Origin of the sequence: Enterobacter sp. 5-4 (assembly GCF_000612205.1) — a bacterium.
GTDB classification, from domain to species: Bacteria; Pseudomonadota; Gammaproteobacteria; order Enterobacterales; family Enterobacteriaceae; genus Enterobacter; species Enterobacter roggenkampii.
The window spans coordinates 68,933-85,340 of record NZ_JFHW01000036.1; the positions used below are offsets into that span (position 1 = coordinate 68,933).

General features: G+C 56.3%; 13 protein-coding genes. 3 read left to right on the top strand and 10 right to left on the bottom strand.

Annotated features, from left to right (window positions below; all coding sequences use genetic code 11):
* Window positions 1-59: 59 nt before the first annotated feature.
* A complete protein-coding gene (locus AA74_RS0120405; RefSeq protein WP_025913173.1) occupies window positions 60-1,820 on the bottom strand; it encodes a DEAD/DEAH box helicase in 1,761 nt (586 codons plus the stop codon).
* Between the two features lie 281 nt (window positions 1,821-2,101).
* Here AA74_RS0120405 and rsuA point away from each other — a divergent pair, with 281 nt between their 5' ends.
* The 3 genes from rsuA (at window position 2,102) to AA74_RS0120420 (ending at window position 4,645) form a co-directional block, all read left to right on the top strand.
* Window positions 2,102-2,809 carry a 16S rRNA pseudouridine(516) synthase RsuA gene (rsuA, locus tag AA74_RS0120410; RefSeq protein ID WP_021241522.1) on the top strand — a complete coding sequence of 236 codons (708 nt, stop codon included), beginning with the start codon at window positions 2,102-2,104 and terminating at the stop codon, window positions 2,807-2,809.
* A gap of 15 nt (window positions 2,810-2,824) precedes the next feature.
* Window positions 2,825-4,021, top strand: coding sequence for a Bcr/CflA family multidrug efflux MFS transporter (locus AA74_RS0120415; protein WP_025913174.1), 1,197 nt, complete (start codon window positions 2,825-2,827; stop codon window positions 4,019-4,021).
* A 279-nt stretch (window positions 4,022-4,300) separates the two neighbouring features.
* Window positions 4,301-4,645: a YejG family protein gene (locus AA74_RS0120420; protein ID WP_008500952.1), complete on the top strand. Its 345-nt coding sequence runs from the start codon at window positions 4,301-4,303 to the stop codon at window positions 4,643-4,645.
* A 3-nt stretch (window positions 4,646-4,648) separates the two neighbouring features.
* On the opposite strand, the gene yejF is transcribed toward AA74_RS0120420, so the two are convergent.
* The 9 genes from yejF to AA74_RS0120470 all read right to left on the bottom strand — a co-directional run bounded on the left by yejF (window position 4,649) and on the right by AA74_RS0120470 (window position 16,239).
* Window positions 4,649-6,238 carry a microcin C ABC transporter ATP-binding protein YejF gene (gene yejF, locus AA74_RS0120425; RefSeq protein WP_025913175.1) on the bottom strand — a complete coding sequence of 530 codons (1,590 nt, stop codon included), beginning with the start codon at window positions 6,236-6,238 and terminating at the stop codon, window positions 4,649-4,651.
* 1 nt (window position 6,239) lies between these two features.
* The gene (locus tag AA74_RS0120430) at window positions 6,240-7,265 is read right to left on the bottom strand and encodes an ABC transporter permease (RefSeq protein ID WP_025913176.1); all 1,026 of its coding nucleotides are present in this window, start codon (window positions 7,263-7,265) and stop codon (window positions 6,240-6,242) included.
* The gene (locus AA74_RS0120435) at window positions 7,265-8,359 is read right to left on the bottom strand and encodes a microcin C ABC transporter permease YejB (protein ID WP_008500949.1); all 1,095 of its coding nucleotides are present in this window, start codon (window positions 8,357-8,359) and stop codon (window positions 7,265-7,267) included. The genes AA74_RS0120430 and AA74_RS0120435 overlap by 1 nt, the downstream gene beginning before the upstream one ends.
* Window positions 8,360-8,368: 9 nt before the next feature.
* On the bottom strand, window positions 8,369-10,174 hold the full coding sequence (locus AA74_RS0120440; RefSeq protein ID WP_025913177.1) for an extracellular solute-binding protein: 1,806 nt from the start codon (window positions 10,172-10,174) through the stop codon (window positions 8,369-8,371).
* A 73-nt stretch (window positions 10,175-10,247) separates the two neighbouring features.
* Window positions 10,248-11,804 (bottom strand): cyclic di-GMP phosphodiesterase, encoded by a 1,557-nt coding sequence (locus AA74_RS0120445; RefSeq protein WP_008500947.1) that lies wholly within the window; start codon window positions 11,802-11,804, stop codon window positions 10,248-10,250.
* 127 nt (window positions 11,805-11,931) lie between these two features.
* Window positions 11,932-12,501 (bottom strand): bifunctional murein DD-endopeptidase/murein LD-carboxypeptidase, encoded by a 570-nt coding sequence (gene mepS / locus AA74_RS0120450; protein ID WP_008500946.1) that lies wholly within the window; start codon window positions 12,499-12,501, stop codon window positions 11,932-11,934.
* A gap of 415 nt (window positions 12,502-12,916) precedes the next feature.
* Window positions 12,917-13,630, bottom strand: coding sequence for a phosphatase PAP2 family protein (locus AA74_RS0120460; RefSeq protein WP_023618663.1), 714 nt, complete (start codon window positions 13,628-13,630; stop codon window positions 12,917-12,919).
* Window positions 13,631-13,663: 33 nt separating this feature from the next.
* Window positions 13,664-14,650 carry a GTP-binding protein gene (locus AA74_RS0120465; RefSeq protein ID WP_008500943.1) on the bottom strand — a complete coding sequence of 329 codons (987 nt, stop codon included), beginning with the start codon at window positions 14,648-14,650 and terminating at the stop codon, window positions 13,664-13,666.
* 122 nt (window positions 14,651-14,772) lie between these two features.
* Window positions 14,773-16,239: a mannitol dehydrogenase family protein gene (locus AA74_RS0120470; protein WP_025913179.1), complete on the bottom strand. Its 1,467-nt coding sequence runs from the start codon at window positions 16,237-16,239 to the stop codon at window positions 14,773-14,775.
* Between the last annotated feature and the right edge of the window lie 169 nt (window positions 16,240-16,408).

Sequence of the window (16,408 nt, forward strand, 5' to 3'; positions counted from 1 at the left end):
GGATGTGAAGCGGGCGGCATTTTATACTCAAATGCCCCTCACATCAATGAAAAGTCCCGCTAACCGCGCAATTCGTTGGCGCGACGGAAGCGACCTTCGTAGTCAAAGAGCTTCTCGCGCACCTGCCAGTACTGGCCTTTCTTACGGGCGACGACAAAATCCGGATGGCGCAACAGCACCTGCTGGCGCACGATATCGGCCACGGTGATCCAGCGCAGGGGCACGCCCGGGGTGCGGGTGTGCGGGCGAATAAACAGCTGTTCGAAGGCCGTTCGCTGGGCAGGCGTCTGGACCCGGAAGCGCTCGCTGACGTCCGCCCCGTCCTCGTCGTAATAGGTGATTTTCAACCATTCGCCTTTTTCATCGGCGCCGGGCTGTAGCGCCATGCCGGAACAGCGCAGCACCAGCGCATCTTTCAGCTTTAGCGCCGCTTTCAGCATGTCGTCCGGGTCAACCAGCACCGTGTCGCACTCCCGACAGCGGCGAGCGGCAATGTCATTTTCGGCGTTGCACTGCGGGCAGTTTTTGAAGCGGAAACGAAAATCGCACTGCTCGCGATGCCCTTCATCATCTTCAAACCAGCCCTGACAGCGGCGGCCAAAATGTTCGATCAGCGTGCCGTCGGCGGTGGTTTTGCCCCAGAAGGTGTTGGCAAACCCGCAGGCAGGGCAAAAGACCTGCACGGGCACGTTGTCGCTTTTTCCTTTTGGCGCGCCGACCTCAGGCGTATAGAGATCGTGCGGGTTACCGGCATAATCCAGAATCAGGCAGTCGGTTTTCCCCGGCGCCAGACGCAGGCCGCGGCCAACAATTTGCTGATACAGACTGACCGATTCGGTCGGGCGCAAGATAGCGATCAGGTCGACGTGCGGGGCGTCAAAGCCGGTAGTCAACACCGACACGTTAACCAGATAGCGGAACTGCTGGGCTTTAAAGGCCTCAATCAGGCGGTCGCGCTCCGGGCCGGGCGTCTCGCCGGTGATGAGCGCCGCGTCGCCGGAGGGCAGTAACCCGGTGATTTCGCGCGCGTGCTCAACGGTGGCGGCAAAGATCATCACCCCTTTACGCGTCGCGGCGAACTCCTCAATCTGGCTGATGATATGCGGCGTAATGCGCTTTTGCTTTTTCAGCTCCAGGTTAAGATCCGCTTCGCTGAATAACCCGTTGCTCTGCGCCTGCAGGCGGCTGAAATCGTACTGCACCACCGGCATATCCAGCCGTTCAGGTGGCGTCAGGTAGCCATGTTTAATCATGTAGCGCAGCGGAAGCTCGTAGATGCAGTCGCTAAACAGGGCCTTGTCATCGCCGCGCACCATGCCGTGATAATGGTAACGATAGATCCAGCCTTTACCCAGACGAAACGGGGTCGCCGTCAGGCCCAGCAGGCGCAGGTGAGGGTTCACGTCTTTCAGGTGCGTCAGGATTTGCTGATACTGGCTGTCGTCGTCATCGCTGATGCGGTGACACTCGTCGACAATCAGCAGCGAAAATTCGCTGCGAAACAGATCCAGATTGCGGGCCACCGACTGCACGCTGCCAAACACCACCTTGCCGTGGCTCTCTTTACGCTTTAGACCGGCGGCGAAAATGTCGGCTTCCAGTCCAAGTGCACAATACTTGGCATGGTTTTGCGCGACGAGCTCTTTAACGTGCGCCAGCACCAGCACGCGGCCACGGGCCAGACGCGCCAGTTCGGCAATGACCAGGCTTTTGCCTGCACCGGTCGGGAGCACAATCGCCGCCGGCTCGCGATGTTTACGGAACCAGGCGAGGGTGGCGTCAACGGCTTCCTGCTGATAGGGACGAAGTGTAAAAGTCATGGTGTCTCGGTTTCGTTATTCCGCACATATACCCGTCATACTTCAAGTTGCCTGTGCGTTGGCTGCACTCGTTCACCCCGGTCACTTACTTATGTAAGCTCCCGGGGATTCACTCCTTTGCCGCCTTCATGCAACTCGAATTATTTAGGGTATAGATAGTATGCCACGAAACTTTTTCCCTTGAGTGGCGCAACCAGACCATTATACTGAACCGTTCCAGACTGCTTCTATTTTCGGACCTGTTGTCCGACTTCCTGCACCATTAAGGCTAAAAAGATTTCATGCGACTTGATAAGTTTATCGCTCAGCAACTCGGCGTAAGCCGCGCTATTGCCGGGCGCGAAATTCGCGCCAGCCGCGTTACCGTGGATGGCGACATTGTGAGAGACAGCGCGTTCAAACTGCAACCTGACCATCAGGTGGAGTACGACGGCAATCCGCTGACCCAGCAGCACGGTCCTCGCTACTTCATGCTCAATAAGCCGGAAGGCTACGTCTGCTCAACGGACGATCCGGATCACCCGACGGTGCTCTATTTCCTCGACGAACCGGTGGCGCACAAGCTGCATGCCGCAGGCCGCCTCGACATCGACACCACCGGTCTGGTGCTGATGACCGACGACGGTCAGTGGTCGCATCGCATCACCTCTCCACGCCACCACTGCGAGAAAACCTATCTGGTCACGCTGGAGTCACCGGTGTCGGATGACACGGCTGAGCACTTCGCGAAAGGCGTGCAGCTGCATAATGAAAAAGATCTGACTAAACCGGCGGTGCTTGAAGTCATCACCCCGACGGAGGTCCGTCTGACCATCAGCGAAGGGCGCTACCATCAGGTGAAACGTATGTTTGCCGCGGTGGGGAACCACGTTGTTGGCCTGCATCGCGAACGGATTGGTGCGATTGAACTCGATCCCGACCTTGCGCCAGGCGAATACCGTCCGTTAACGGAAGAAGAGATCGCCAGCGTCGGTCTGCCTTCGCACTAATTTCAGGAGAACCCTGTGACCATCAGGCCACACTCGTCGTTCAAAATCGTCTTCATTCTTGGCCTGCTGGCCATGCTGATGCCGCTGTCTATTGATATGTACCTGCCCGCGCTGCCGGTCATTTCCGCGCAGTTTGGCGTCCCGGCGGGCAGCGCGCAGATGACGCTCAGCACCTATATTCTCGGCTTTGCCCTTGGCCAGCTGTTTTATGGCCCGATGGCGGACAGCCTTGGACGCAAGCCCGTCATTCTGGGCGGGACGCTGGTCTTTGCGGCCGCTGCGGTTGCCTGTGCGCTGGCCCAGACCATCGATCATCTGATTATCATGCGCTTCTTCCATGGTCTGGCGGCGGCAGCGGCAAGCGTGGTGATTAACGCCCTGATGCGCGATATCTACCCGAAGGAAGAGTTCTCCCGCATGATGTCGTTCGTGATGCTGGTGACGACGATTGCGCCGCTGGTGGCGCCAATGGCGGGTGGTGCGGTGCTGGTGTGGTTCAGCTGGCATGTGATTTTCTGGATCCTGGCCCTGGCCGCGCTGCTGGCCTCGGCAATGATCTTCTTCTTTATAGATGAAACGCTTCCCGTCGAGCGCCGCCAGAAGTTTCACATCCGTACCACCATCGGCAACTTTGCCTCGCTGTTTCGCCACAAGCGCGTGCTCAGCTATATGCTGGCAAGCGGGTTCAGCTTTGCCGGAATGTTCTCTTTCCTGAGCGCCGGGCCGTTTGTCTACATCGAGCTTAACCACGTGTCGCCGCAGCACTTCGGCTATTACTTTGCGCTTAACATCGTCTTCCTGTTCATCATGACCATCATCAACAGCCGCTTTGTCCGGCGGGTGGGGGCGCTGAACATGTTTCGCGCGGGGCTGTGGATCCAGTTTGTGATGGCGATCTGGCTGGTGGTGAGCGCGTTTCTGGGCGTGGGCTTCTGGGCGCTGGTGGTCGGCGTAGCGGCCTTTGTCGGCTGCGTGTCGATGGTGTCGTCCAATGCGATGGCGGTGATTCTGGATGAGTTCCCGCACATGGCGGGGACCGCCTCTTCCCTGGCGGGGACGTTCCGCTTCGGCATCGGCGCTATCGTTGGCGCGTTGCTTTCTATGGCCACCTTTACGACGGCATGGCCCATGCTGTGGGCGATGGCTTTTTGCGCAACCAGCTCGATACTCTTCTATCTTTACGCCAGTCGACCGCGAAAAGCGGCCCACTAAAACACAGAGAAGGCCCGGCAGGGCCTTTTTTGTTGATGCATATCAACCAAACCCCCGTTCGTTTATGCCGTGTTTGTTTATTTTATGTAAAATCTATTTGTGTAAAAAGTCACATCATTGTATTCAAAAAGGTTGAGTTAGATCGCAGAAACGGGTACATATAGCGCCGACGCGAGCCTGAATACCGATAAAAAAGTGCTGAATAGTGCAGGCTGGCGATGATGTGTTACTATAAATGTAAATAAATTGTGAAGTAAATTTTGCTTCCGGGGAACGAACGTGAATACATTACAACTTTCTATTGTCCATCGCTTGCCCCAGAGCTATCGCTGGTCGGCGGGTTTTGCTGGTTCGAAAGTTGAACCGATTCCGCAAAACGTCGCGGGCTGTGAAAACTGCCTGGTGGCGCTCAAGCTGCTGAGCCCGAGCGATGAAAATGCATGGCGGGTGATGGAGCGTCTCAGTCAGGCCCTGACGGATATCGAAGTGGACAGCTCCGTGCTGGAATGCGAAGGGGAGCCGTGCCTGTTTGTGAAAAGCCAGGACGAGTTTGCTGCCACCTGCCGCCTGAAAAATTTTGGCGTTGCTATTGCAGAGCCTTTCTCCGGCCAGTATCCATTCTGAGCGCTAGTCTGACGACAACAGCTGGCGCGTGTAGCGCTGCGTTGGCGCGTTAAATACGCGCTTGCACTCTCCCTGCTCGACCACCTCTCCCTGTCGCAACACAATCACCTGATGGCATAGCGCCCGCACCACCTGCAAATCATGGCTGATAAAGATATAGGCCAGCCGGTGCTTTTCCTGTAGCCCTTTAAGCAGCGCCAGGATCTGCGCCTGTACGGTCCTGTCCAGAGACGACGTCGGTTCATCCAGAATAATTAGCTCTGGTTTCAGGATCAGCGCGCGGGCAATGGCGATACGCTGGCGCTGCCCGCCGGAAAATTCCGCAGGATAGCGGTGGCGCGTCTCGGGATCTAAACCCACTTCAACCATTACCCGCATGACCTCCTGCTCGCGCTGCTGCGCGCTCAGGCCGGGCTGATGGACGCGCAGGCCCTCTTCGACAATCTGTAACACGCTGAGCCGCGGGTTAAGCGAGGAGTTGGGATCCTGAAAGACCACCTGCATGCGAGGACGTACGGGCAGCATCTGCCGCCGGTTCCAGCGGTGCAGCGGCATGCCGTCAAACAGAATTTCGCCCTGTGAGGCAATTAAGCGCAGCAGCGCCAGACCGGTGGTGCTTTTACCCGAGCCGGATTCGCCCACCAGCCCGAGGGATTCGCCCGGGCGCAGCGAGAAGCGGATATTTTTTAACACCGGGTTGCGATCGACAATGCGGCGCAGAATACCTTTGCGGATCGGGAACGAGACGGACAGATCCTCAACGCGCAGCAGCGGCGTGCTGTCAGCGTCGAGGGGAACCGGGTCGCCGGAGGGTTCGCTGTCGAGCAGGCGCTGCGTATAGGGGTGTTGCGGCGCGCTCAGCAGCGTGGACGCCGCATTCTGTTCAACACAGCGGCCGTTTTGCATCACCGCGACGCTGTCGGCCAGCTTTCTCACAATGCTCAGGTTGTGCGTGATAAACAGCAGGCTCATGTTTAGCTCGTCACGCAGGTCCCGCAGCAGCGTCAGTATTTGCGCCTGTACCGTCACGTCCAGCGCCGTTGTGGGCTCGTCGGCAATCAACAGCTCGGGGCGCGTCAGTAGCGCCATGGCGATCATCACGCGCTGGCGTTCGCCGCCGGAGAGCTGATGCGGAAAATCATTCAGCCGTTTGGCCGCATTGCGTATGCCTGTGCGTTCAAGACAATCCAGAATTTCTCCCCGCGCGGCCTCTTTGCGCATCCCACGGTGCAGGGAGAGCACTTCATAGAGCTGTTTTTCCAGGCTGTGCAGCGGGTTAAGCGACACCATCGGCTCCTGAAAGATCATCGCGATTTTGTTGCCGCGAATGCCGCGCAGGGTCTGTTCGTCGGCGTGCAGCAGCGAACGGCCGTGAAAAAGGATATCCCCTTGCGGGTAGCTCACCGGCGGAGAAGGCAGCAGCCGCAGGATGGAGAGTGCCGAAACGCTCTTGCCTGAACCCGACTCACCCACCAGGGCCAGCGTTTCACCGCGCTGGATCTGCAGCGTCAGGTCGCTGACCACGGTGCGCGTCTCGTCCTGTTTTGAAAAGGCAATCGACAGGTTATCAATACGGAGCAGGGGCTGGGTCATTTTAAACCGCCTTGTTCGGATCAAAGGCATCGCGCACGGCTTCGCCAATAAAAATCAGCAGCGACAGCAGCACGGCCACGGAAAGAAAGGCGGCGATGCCTAACCACGGCGCCTGCAGGTTGTTCTTGCCCTGCAGCAGCAGTTCGCCGAGCGACGGGGAACCCAACGGTAGCCCGAAACCGAGAAAATCCAGTGAGGTGAGGGTGGTGATGGAGCTGCACAGAATAAACGGCAGGAAGGTGAGCGTTGCCACCACGGCGTTGGGCAGCATATGGCGGAAGATGATCCCGCGGTCGCTCACGCCAAGCGCCTGCGCGGCACGAATATAGTCGAAATTACGGGTGCGCAGAAACTCGGCCCTGACCACACCGACAAGCGCCATCCAGCCGAACAGGACGGTAATGCCTAATAACCACCAGAAGTTGGGCTGTACGACGCTGGAAAGCAGGATGATCAGAAAGAGCGTCGGCACGCCTGACCAGACCTCAATCACCCGCTGGCCCCAGAGGTCAATTTTCCCGCCGTAGTAGCCCTGAATGGCACCCGCCACGACGCCCATCACGCTGGAGAAGATCGTCAGCATCAGCCCAAAGAGAAGCGAAATACGCGTGCCATACAGGATGCGCGCCAGCACGTCGCCGCCGTTTGCATCCGTTCCCAGCCAGTTTTGCGCGGAGGGCGGGGAAGGGAAGGGGGTCGTGGTGGCGAAGTTAATGCTGTTTGCGCCAAAACGCACCGGCGCCCAGAGCGCCCAGCCGTGCTGCTCAATCTGCTGGCGAAGCCACGGATCCTGATACTCCGCCGGCGTCGCAAACGGGCCGCCAAAGTCGCTTTCGTTGTAATTGGCGATGACCGGCACGTACCAGCGATCGTTAAAATGCACCAGCAGCGGTTTATCGTTAGCGATCAGTTCTGAAAACAGGCTTAAGACAAACAGCACGGCAAAAATCCACAGCGACCAGTAGCCGCGGCGGTTGTGGCGAAAGCGGGCCCAGCGGGCCTGGTTGACGGGGCTTAAACGCGGCATCATCGGCCCTCAAAATCGATTCGGGGATCGACCAGCGTATAGCTGATATCGCTGATGATATTCAGCAGCAGGCCAATCAGGGTGAAAATATAGAGCGTGCCGAACATTACCGGATAATCACGCGACACGGTGGCCTCATAGCCCAGCAGGCCCAGACCGTTAAGCGAGAACATCACCTCTATCAGCAGCGAGCCGGTAAAAAACATACTGATGAACGTGGCCGGAAATCCGGCGATCACCAGCAGCATGGCGTTGCGGAACACGTGCTTCCACATGATCTGCTTTTCGCTCACGCCTTTAGCGCGGGCCGTGACGACGTACTGTTTACGAATTTCATCGAGAAAGGCGTTTTTGGTCAACATGGTCAGGGCCGCAAACCCGCCAATGACCGTGGCCAGAACCGGCAGCGTGATATGCCAGAGGTAGTCGGTGATTTTCTGGTACCACGGCAGGGAGCTGAAATCGGCGGAGACGAGCCCCCGCAGCGGGAAGAGATCAAAATAACTGCCCCCGGCAAAAAAGACGATCAGCAGAACGGCGAACAGAAACGCCGGGATGGCATAGCCGATAATGATGAACGTGCTGCTCCAGATATCGAACCGGCTGCCGTTGTACACCGCTTTGCGGATCCCAAGCGGTATAGAGACCAGATAGATGATCAGCGTACCCCACAGCCCGAGCGTGATCGAAACCGGCAGGCTTTGCTTGATCAGCGTCAGCACTGACGCACTGCGAAACAGGCTATCGCCAAAATCAAAGCGGATGTAATCCCAGAGCATCTTGAAATAGCGCTCGTGAATCGGTTTATCAAAGCCGTAGCGGTGGGTGATCTCGGCGATCACCTCCGGATCCAGCCCGCGTCCGCCGCGGTAATGGCTTTCGCTGATATTCCCTACGCCGGTTCGCGCATGGCTGGCGCCCATCCCTTCACCGCCGCCGCCCGGCATGCCGCCGCTGTTGCCAAATTCTATGGCGGCAATGGCCTGATCGACCGGCCCACCGGGAGCGATTTGCACAATAAAAAAGTTAATCGTGATGATGGCCCACAGGGTGGGGATGACCAGCAGCAGACGGCGGAGAAGATAGGCACCCATGATAATTCCTTATCGCCGCTCAGCGGGAAGTCTGGCGGCTTTGTTAACGTCATACCACCAGGTGTCAAAGCCCAGAGAATAGACCGGGCGCACGGCAGGCACGGAGAACTTATCCCAGCGCGCAAGGCGATCTTCGCCCATATACCACATCGGCAGCATGTAGTAGTTCCAGGTTAAGACCCTGTCGAGGGCGCGCCCGAGCGGCACGAGCTTGTCTTTATCCCCCTGCGCCGCCACGATTTTCGCAATCAGCGCATCAATCGCCGGGCTTTTTACCCCCGGCGCATTGTACGAGGAGTCGATGTAGCTGGAGGCCCAGGAGATTTGCAGGTCCGAGCTAGGCCACGGCTGCGCGGGCCACAGGCGCTGCATCATGTCGTAATCACGGCTGCGCATGCGGCTGGTGATCTGCGCGTTATCAACCTGGCGAATGTTCATGGTCACGCCCAGCCGCTCAAGGTTGTGCTTAAACGGCAGCACCCACTGGTCGTTGCCCCCGGACGAGAGCAGCAGTTCAAAGCTGAGAGGCTTGCCCGTTTTGGCATCCACACGTTTTTGATTCTTCAGGTGCCAGCCTGCGTCATCCAGCAGCTTGCTGGCTTTGAGCAGGTTGTCGCGGTCGTAACCGTCACCCTTCGATGCGGGCGGCTGAAACACCGTTGTAAACACCTCTGGCGGTACCTCTGCTTTAAGGGGGGCCAGCAGAACCAGCTCGTCGGCTTTCGGATAATCGCGCGCGGCGTATTCGGTATTCTGAAAATAGCTGTTGGCGCGGCTATAAGCCCCGTAAAACATCGCTTTGTTCATCCACTCAAAATCAAAGGCCAGGGAGATGGCTTCCCGCACCCGGCGGTCATTAAATACCGGACGCTGAATATTAAACGCCAGCCAGCGGGTGTCCTGGGCAGATTCATTTTTGTGTTCGTCTTTGACGATATAGCCTTTGGCGAAATTTTTGCCGATATAGCGGGTCGCCCAGTTTTTGGCGCTGCTCTCGACGCGCAAATCGAATGCCCCGGCTTTGAACGCTTCAAACGCCACGTTATCGTCGAGGTAGTAATCATAGCGAAGGGTGTCGAAGTTCCAGCGTCCGCGGTTGACCGGCAGATTGGCCGCCCAATAGTCTTTGACGCGGGAATAAACGACATATTGCCCCATTCGCCAGTCGGTAATGCGGTAGGGGCCGCCAGCCAGAGGAGGCGTTGAAAGCGGGTCGCTCAGCTTATGATTTTTCCAGAACGATTCCGGCATCACCGGCAGCGAGAACAGGCTGAGCATATTCTCTTTGTTCGGTTCGTTCAGCTCAATGCGCACAGTGAGCGGCGCGATGGCTCTGACCGACGCGCCTTTATATACGATGCGGAACTGGGGGACGCCTTCGGTCATGAATTTATGGAAGGTGAACGCAACGTCGCTGGCCTTCACCGGTGTGCCATCGTGAAAACGTGCCCGCGGGTTCAGCGAGATTTCCGCCCAGGCGAAGTTATCGGCGTAACGCACGTTCTCGGCAATCAGCGGATAGTAGCTGCCGGGCTCGTCATCGGAGGTGACAAAGAGCGTATCGTAAAGCGATTCCGTACGCGCGGCCGCCACGCCGCGCAGGGCGTAGCGGTTGAAGTTGTCGAAGGTTCCCGTGGCGGAAAGCGTGACCTTACCGCCTTTTGGCGCGGCAGGGTTGACGTAATCGAAGTGCGTAAAATTGACCGCGTATTTCGGCTCGCCAATCACCGCGAAGGCGATATTCTCTTTGATGGTTTGCGCCTGGCTGGACAGGCTCGTGAATGCCAACATCAGCAACATAAAGCGCATAAGCATCTCGCGGCAGCTCCCTCTCTACAGACCGGCTCGGTTAAGCTGAATAATAAGTGACGTCACGGGCAATGTGAAATTAATCGCCTTCGGGCGAAATATCAGGCCGCCATTCGCGGAACTGCGCCAGCGGCATCGGGCGGCTAATCCAGTATCCCTGCAGGAAGTTAACGCCGTGTTCGCGCAGCCAGGCCGCCTGTTCCGGCGTCTCTACCCCTTCGGCGACGGTCGACATATTCAGTCGTCTTGCCAGCGTCAGAACGGCATCCAGCACCGGCGACGTCACGGTCTCGGTACCGATCGCATTAACAAAACCACGGTCGATTTTGAGATAGTCCATGGTGAAATGCTCAAGGTAAATCAGCGCGCTGTGGCCGGTACCAAAATCATCAATGGCGATTTCAAACCCTTCGTTATGCAGCCATTCGAAAAGGGTGTTGGCCTCCCGATGGTTGAGCATATCGCGCTCGGTAATTTCCAGCACGATCTGGAAGTAATCCGGCGGCAGCAGGGCTTTGAAGGTGCGCATATCGTCCTTGAAGCTTTCCGCATGCAGATGCCCCGGTGCAATGTTAATACCCACCTTTGCGCCCGGAGGTAACAGCGTTTGTAACACGGGCGCATCGTGAATGATAAGGTCAAAGAGATGCAGCGTCAGCGGGACAATCAGCTTCTGTGCTTCGGCAAAATTGATAAACGCGTCCGGCGGAATTTCCCCCATTGTCGGGTGTTTCCAGCGCATCAGGACTTCAAGCCCGGTCATCCTGAGCGATTTGGCATCGACGACGGGCTGATAAACCACATAAAACTGACCGCGCTTTATAGCGCTTAAAATTTCTTTACCCGGGTTGAGCCGAATGCTGAGGATGTAGTAGTTAAGCGATCCGGCACAAATCCCGCATACCAGCCCGAAGAACAGCGCGTAGAGAATTTCATCGCTGGTCCATGCGTCCGCATACAGGTTGATGGTCAGGGGGAGGTCTTTCAGCGTCGCCGTGCGGACCGGGATGTCATGCAAGTCGCGGGTATGAACCAGCGTGCTGGACCGCGTCGACAAGGCGTTATCGCCGATAATGATAGCGATACCCGCGAACTCGTCCTGGCGCTCAGTATAAAGCAGGTAAGGCGTCAGATTAATATTCACAGAAGTGAACACCCCGCCGTCCTTCACTAATGGGTTGCGGTACCAGATCGCAATCGCAGGTTCATCAGGCAGCATGGGGGTACCCGGAAGCAACGCCATATCGATCTGTTTATTGATGTTCAGCTCAGGTATGAGCGTCTCCATCGGGGCATTCATCGGGCCTGTTGCCGAGGAGCAGAATGCCATCTTGTCCCGGACCAGCAGGAAGGCGCGAACGTTAATGCTGAAGGCCGCGCGTGAGGTGAGTTCCTGGTTGACGTCCTGGCACGTGTTCAGCGTGAGAGGCTGGAGGACATTGACCGCTTTTTTTAGGTCTTCGAAATAGCTCCCCATGTAGGCGCTCACATCATTCACCAGGGTGTCGAATTTGACTTCCCGCTTGTGGTAACTCCACGAAAATTGCAGGGAACCCAGGAGCAGGGCGGTGATGAGACCCGTGATAATACTGAGGATCAGTATTTTACGATTACTGGAGAAGTAGCGGGTGAGCATAGACGTCGTGATTCCTGAAAAGCCGCTTGATGTATTCAGTGTAACGGGCAAAAAAAAACACTGCCGAAGCAGTGCTTTTTTTCATCATATCGCCAGCCAAGGGATAACCAACGATACAATAGTTATATTAACTGCGGGTCAGTACGCGGCGCGCTTCGTTATAACGCTTCTTCCAGTACGGTTCGTTCATGCTGGAAATGGTCACACCGCTGCTGGTGGAGGCATGTACGAACTGGTCATTACCAATGTAGATGCCAACATGTCGACCTGTAGACCCCGCGCGGAACAGAACTAAATCGCCGGTGCGCAGTTTGGTACGTGAAATCGACTTGCCCATCTCCTGCTGTTCATAGGTTGAACGCGGAAGATCTAACCCAAATTGCTCGCGGAACGTACGCTGTACAAAACCGGAACAATCAATACCTGTTTTCGTGCTGCCGCCAAGACGATAACGCACGCCTTTCCAGTCAGCATACTGGTCCATAATGCGGGATTTCACGTCCAGATTACGTACCATATTTTCAAATTCATCCTGAGAGGCTTGCAGTGAAGAGGAATCTTCCATTCCCACAACACGCGTCTCAGGATGCATATTCTTCGCGGTGTTCGATGTACTACATGCAGATAACAGTACCGCGACTGCTATCGCCGGGATCCCCCGCAAGATATATCTCAGAAACGGTTGAGATTTGACCATTTTGTTTATTTTCCCTTGAAGTCCTTAACGACAAATATCGTTATAAAAATGCCAAACGTGACGAGACTAATTATCTGTTCACATCGAGACAATTCTTTCTGGTCACATTTGTGGCATAGCGCACAAAATTATTCACCATCGAAATAATTATCCCTATGGGGCAAAACGAGTTCGAGATTAACCGATTGCCAGGGGTATTGCGAGTAAAAAAAGCCTTTTTTTTATAAGAAAATGTGATACAGAAAGTAAAAATCCGTAATTGCTTAAAATGCGGTCAGATCCGACGCGTGATCGCGCAATTGCTTCATTTTTATCATGAATGTGATGACAAGAATATGACAGAGGGAAAAGATCGTGGCGGGAAGGCTATCGGGGATCATGTCGATCCCTGATAGCTCACGTTAATTTAGGTTAGTTATTTGTTTAATTGTTGTTGCGCTCTACCGGGAAGATAGCGATCGAACAACGCTATTATCCTGTCGCTCAGCGGGGTCATTAAACACCACGGCAGCGCAATCAGCGCAACGGAGAGCGAACCGACAGCAATATCGGTGAACCAGTGAGCGCCAATCATTACGCGCGGGAAGGCAAAAACCACAAAAATAATCAGGGCTATGGCAAACGCTTTTCGGCCGAAATAGCGAAGCATGACTGCGGAAAAAATGAGCAGCATCATGCCGTGATCGCCGGGGAAACTGTCCTTCGACGCATCTTTTGTTGGAATATGCAGCAGCTCACTGACGCGATAAATATCGGTGAAAAAGAGCGTAGGGCTGGAACGCTTAACCGGAATTATCGCGGTAGCCAGCTGATTAATGACGACAGCAAACAGCAGCATTACCAGACCGATAATCAGAATACGCCGACGTCCCGCTTTATCCTCTTTCAGCCAGAAAGAGAGCATCAGGCAGCCCATGGCCAGCAGCGAGAAACCGTCGAAGGCGCGGTTGTTGGTGATGGCCACCAGCCACAGGAATGCGTCGCTCTTCACCAGCGCCTGGTTGAAGAAGTGAAAGATGCCAGAATCCAGGGGGAACCAGAAACCATGATTCGCCGGGATATACCAGGAGAAGAAAAGCGCCAGACCGGCGACATTAAGCAGTAATATCAGGGGAAATCGAGTTGTCATAACGTTCTGCATAGAGTGAAAACTGGGGCAACGTTAGCCGCCCGAACTTAAACGAATCCTCAACAGGCTGGACTGGAGGGCATTCCAGTCGGCGTTAACCGCACTAATTAACTCTATTCGGCTGTCAGGCGGCGCCACGTTCTGCGTTTCAATGAAGAAATCGTCGCCCTGGCGGTTGATCCGCACCAGTCCGTCCGGCGTGCGCATGATCCCTTTCACGCGATCGACGGGCGCAAGGCGGGCCCACTCCAGAATCCCGATAGTATCGAAAACGGTCTCAGCATCGAAAATCCATCCGCAGGCCTGGTATCCCTGGCCGCTGTTCAGGTTACGACGCCAGCGCTGGTGCTCCGGCAGGCTCAGGGCTGCCAGACCCTGCTTAACCGGATGGCTGTGCGCATGATCCGCGCTGGCAGGCAGCTCGGTGAGGTTCAGACGAGGCAGGTCAAGCAGGGTGCTATCAATATTCCCCTGGGTGGTCTGCACCCGCGTGCGATTGCCGCCAAAATGTTGCCACCACGCCTCCAGCGCGGCCTGGCTTTCAGGCGTGGCGCGATCTTCCTTGTTGGCGACGATAACGTCCGCCGAGGCGAGCTGATCGCGGAAGTTCTCGTTGGCCACCGCCTTGTCATCCAGAAGCTGACGCGGATCGAGCAGGCACAGTGTGGCGCGCAGATCGATCCACGGCTCGTAAACCGGGGCGGTCAGTAAATCGAGGATCTGCTTCGGGTGGCCCAGCCCGGTGGGCTCAATCAGCAGGCGGTCGGGTTTGCCCTGACGCAGCAGGGTATTGAGCCCCACCTGCATCGGCAGGCCATTGACGCAGCACATGCATCCGCCGGGGATCTCTTTAATCATCGCGCCGCTGGATGACAGTAACGCGCCGTCAATGCCCACCTCGCCAAATTCATTGACCAGCACGGCCCACTTCTCGGCCGGATCTTTATTCGCCAGCAGGTGGAGAATTGAGGTGGTTTTACCGCTGCCGAGAAAACCGGTGATGAGGTTGGTTTTGGTCACGTGCGCTCCGGATGAGAATGATGATGCGATAACACTGTTCTCTATCCTGGCGAAAAACGTGACCTGTGAGAAGGGGAAGGGCGAACGAAGGCTTTATCCGTTCGCGTTAAGCGCAACAATCGTTAAATATTTAACGTTTCGATAACAGCCTGACGTGCGCCGTGACGGGTGATGCGCTGATAGGCCTGGCTAACAGCCTCAACAAAAACACGATTGTGCGCGAGATCGTGACCAAACACTTCGCTCAGCCCCAGCAGCGCGGGGACGCGGTCGATGTCGCTGCTGGCGTTGACGATCGTGCGGATTTTATCGCTGAGGGGATCGCGAACGTCAATCGCGTTACCGCGCTCGTCGGTGCCGCTGACGTAGCGTATCCAGCCTGCCACGCCCAGGGCCAGCAGCGACCACGGCGTGTTTCGCTCAAGATGAACGCGGATCCCGTCCAGCATTCTTTGCGGAAGCTTCTGGCTACCGTCCATCGCGATTTGCCAGGTCCGATGCTGGAGGGCCGGGTTGGCAAAGCGTTCGATTAGGCTATCGGCATACGCGGTGAGGTCGACATCCTTAATCCGTAACGTGGGGGCCTGCTCGTTCAGCATCAGCCGACGGGCGGCTTCTCGGAACGCTGTGTCCTCCATGCATTCATTAATATGCGCGTAGCCGGCAAGATACCCGAGATACGCCAGGAAAGAGTGGCTGCCGTTGAGCATGCGTAATTTCATCTGCTCCCACGGCAGAACATCCTGCACCATCTGGACACCCGCCACTTCCCACTCGGGACGGCCGGCGACAAAATTATCTTCTATTACCCACTGAATGAACGGCTCGCAGCTGATGGCGCACGGATCTTCCACGCCGAGCGCGTCGGTGATTTCCGCCAGCGAGGCCTCCGTCGCGGCGGGAACAATCCTGTCGACCATCGTTCCGGGGAAGCTTACGTGGCTATCGATCCATTCAGATAACCCTGCGGAACGTTTTTGCGCCATGCCCAGCACGGCGTTTTTCACCACGTGCCCGTTGTCGGGGATATTGTCGCAGGAGAGCACGGTAAAGGCGGGCAGGCCGCGCTCGCGGCGGCGGTGGAGCGCTTCGACCAGGATCCCAGGGGCGGAATGTGGCTCTGAGGGGTTTTCAAGGTCTTGGACGATCCGGGGGTTATTCAGGTCGAGTTTCCCGGTCGCGGGATCGATGCAATAGCCTTTCTCTGTGATGGTGAGCGAGACAATCGCGACCTGAGGCTCGCAAAATTTCTCAATAATGGCGGGCAGGGAGTCCAGCTTTGCGTTCAGGCATTCATGGACGGCACCGACGATAATCGCCTCATTTCCTTCAGCCCCTTTTTCCAACACGGTGAACAGATGATCCTGCGCGCGCAGCTGGCTCATCAGCACGTCGCCGCTGAAGAGGCTAATCTCACAAATCCCCCAGTCGCCGCCTTTTTCATTCAGCACCCGATTTGTTAACAAGGCCTGGTGCGCACGGTGAAACGCGCCAAAGCCAAAGTGGACGATGCGGGAGCGCAGTTGCTGACGATCGTAGCGCGGTTGCTGAACCCGGGCAGGAAGGGCGGTGGAGGCAATTGTCTTCATGAGATACACCTGATTAACCATTAATTAACAATGCCAGTGTAAAGTTATATGACAGCAAATGAAATTGGTGAGCCGTAAATATCCCCGTTATGTGAGTTTGATCAATCAATGTGTGGCGGTGTATTGACCCTTCACGGCAAACATGTATGGTAGTCGTCATTACAGTAAC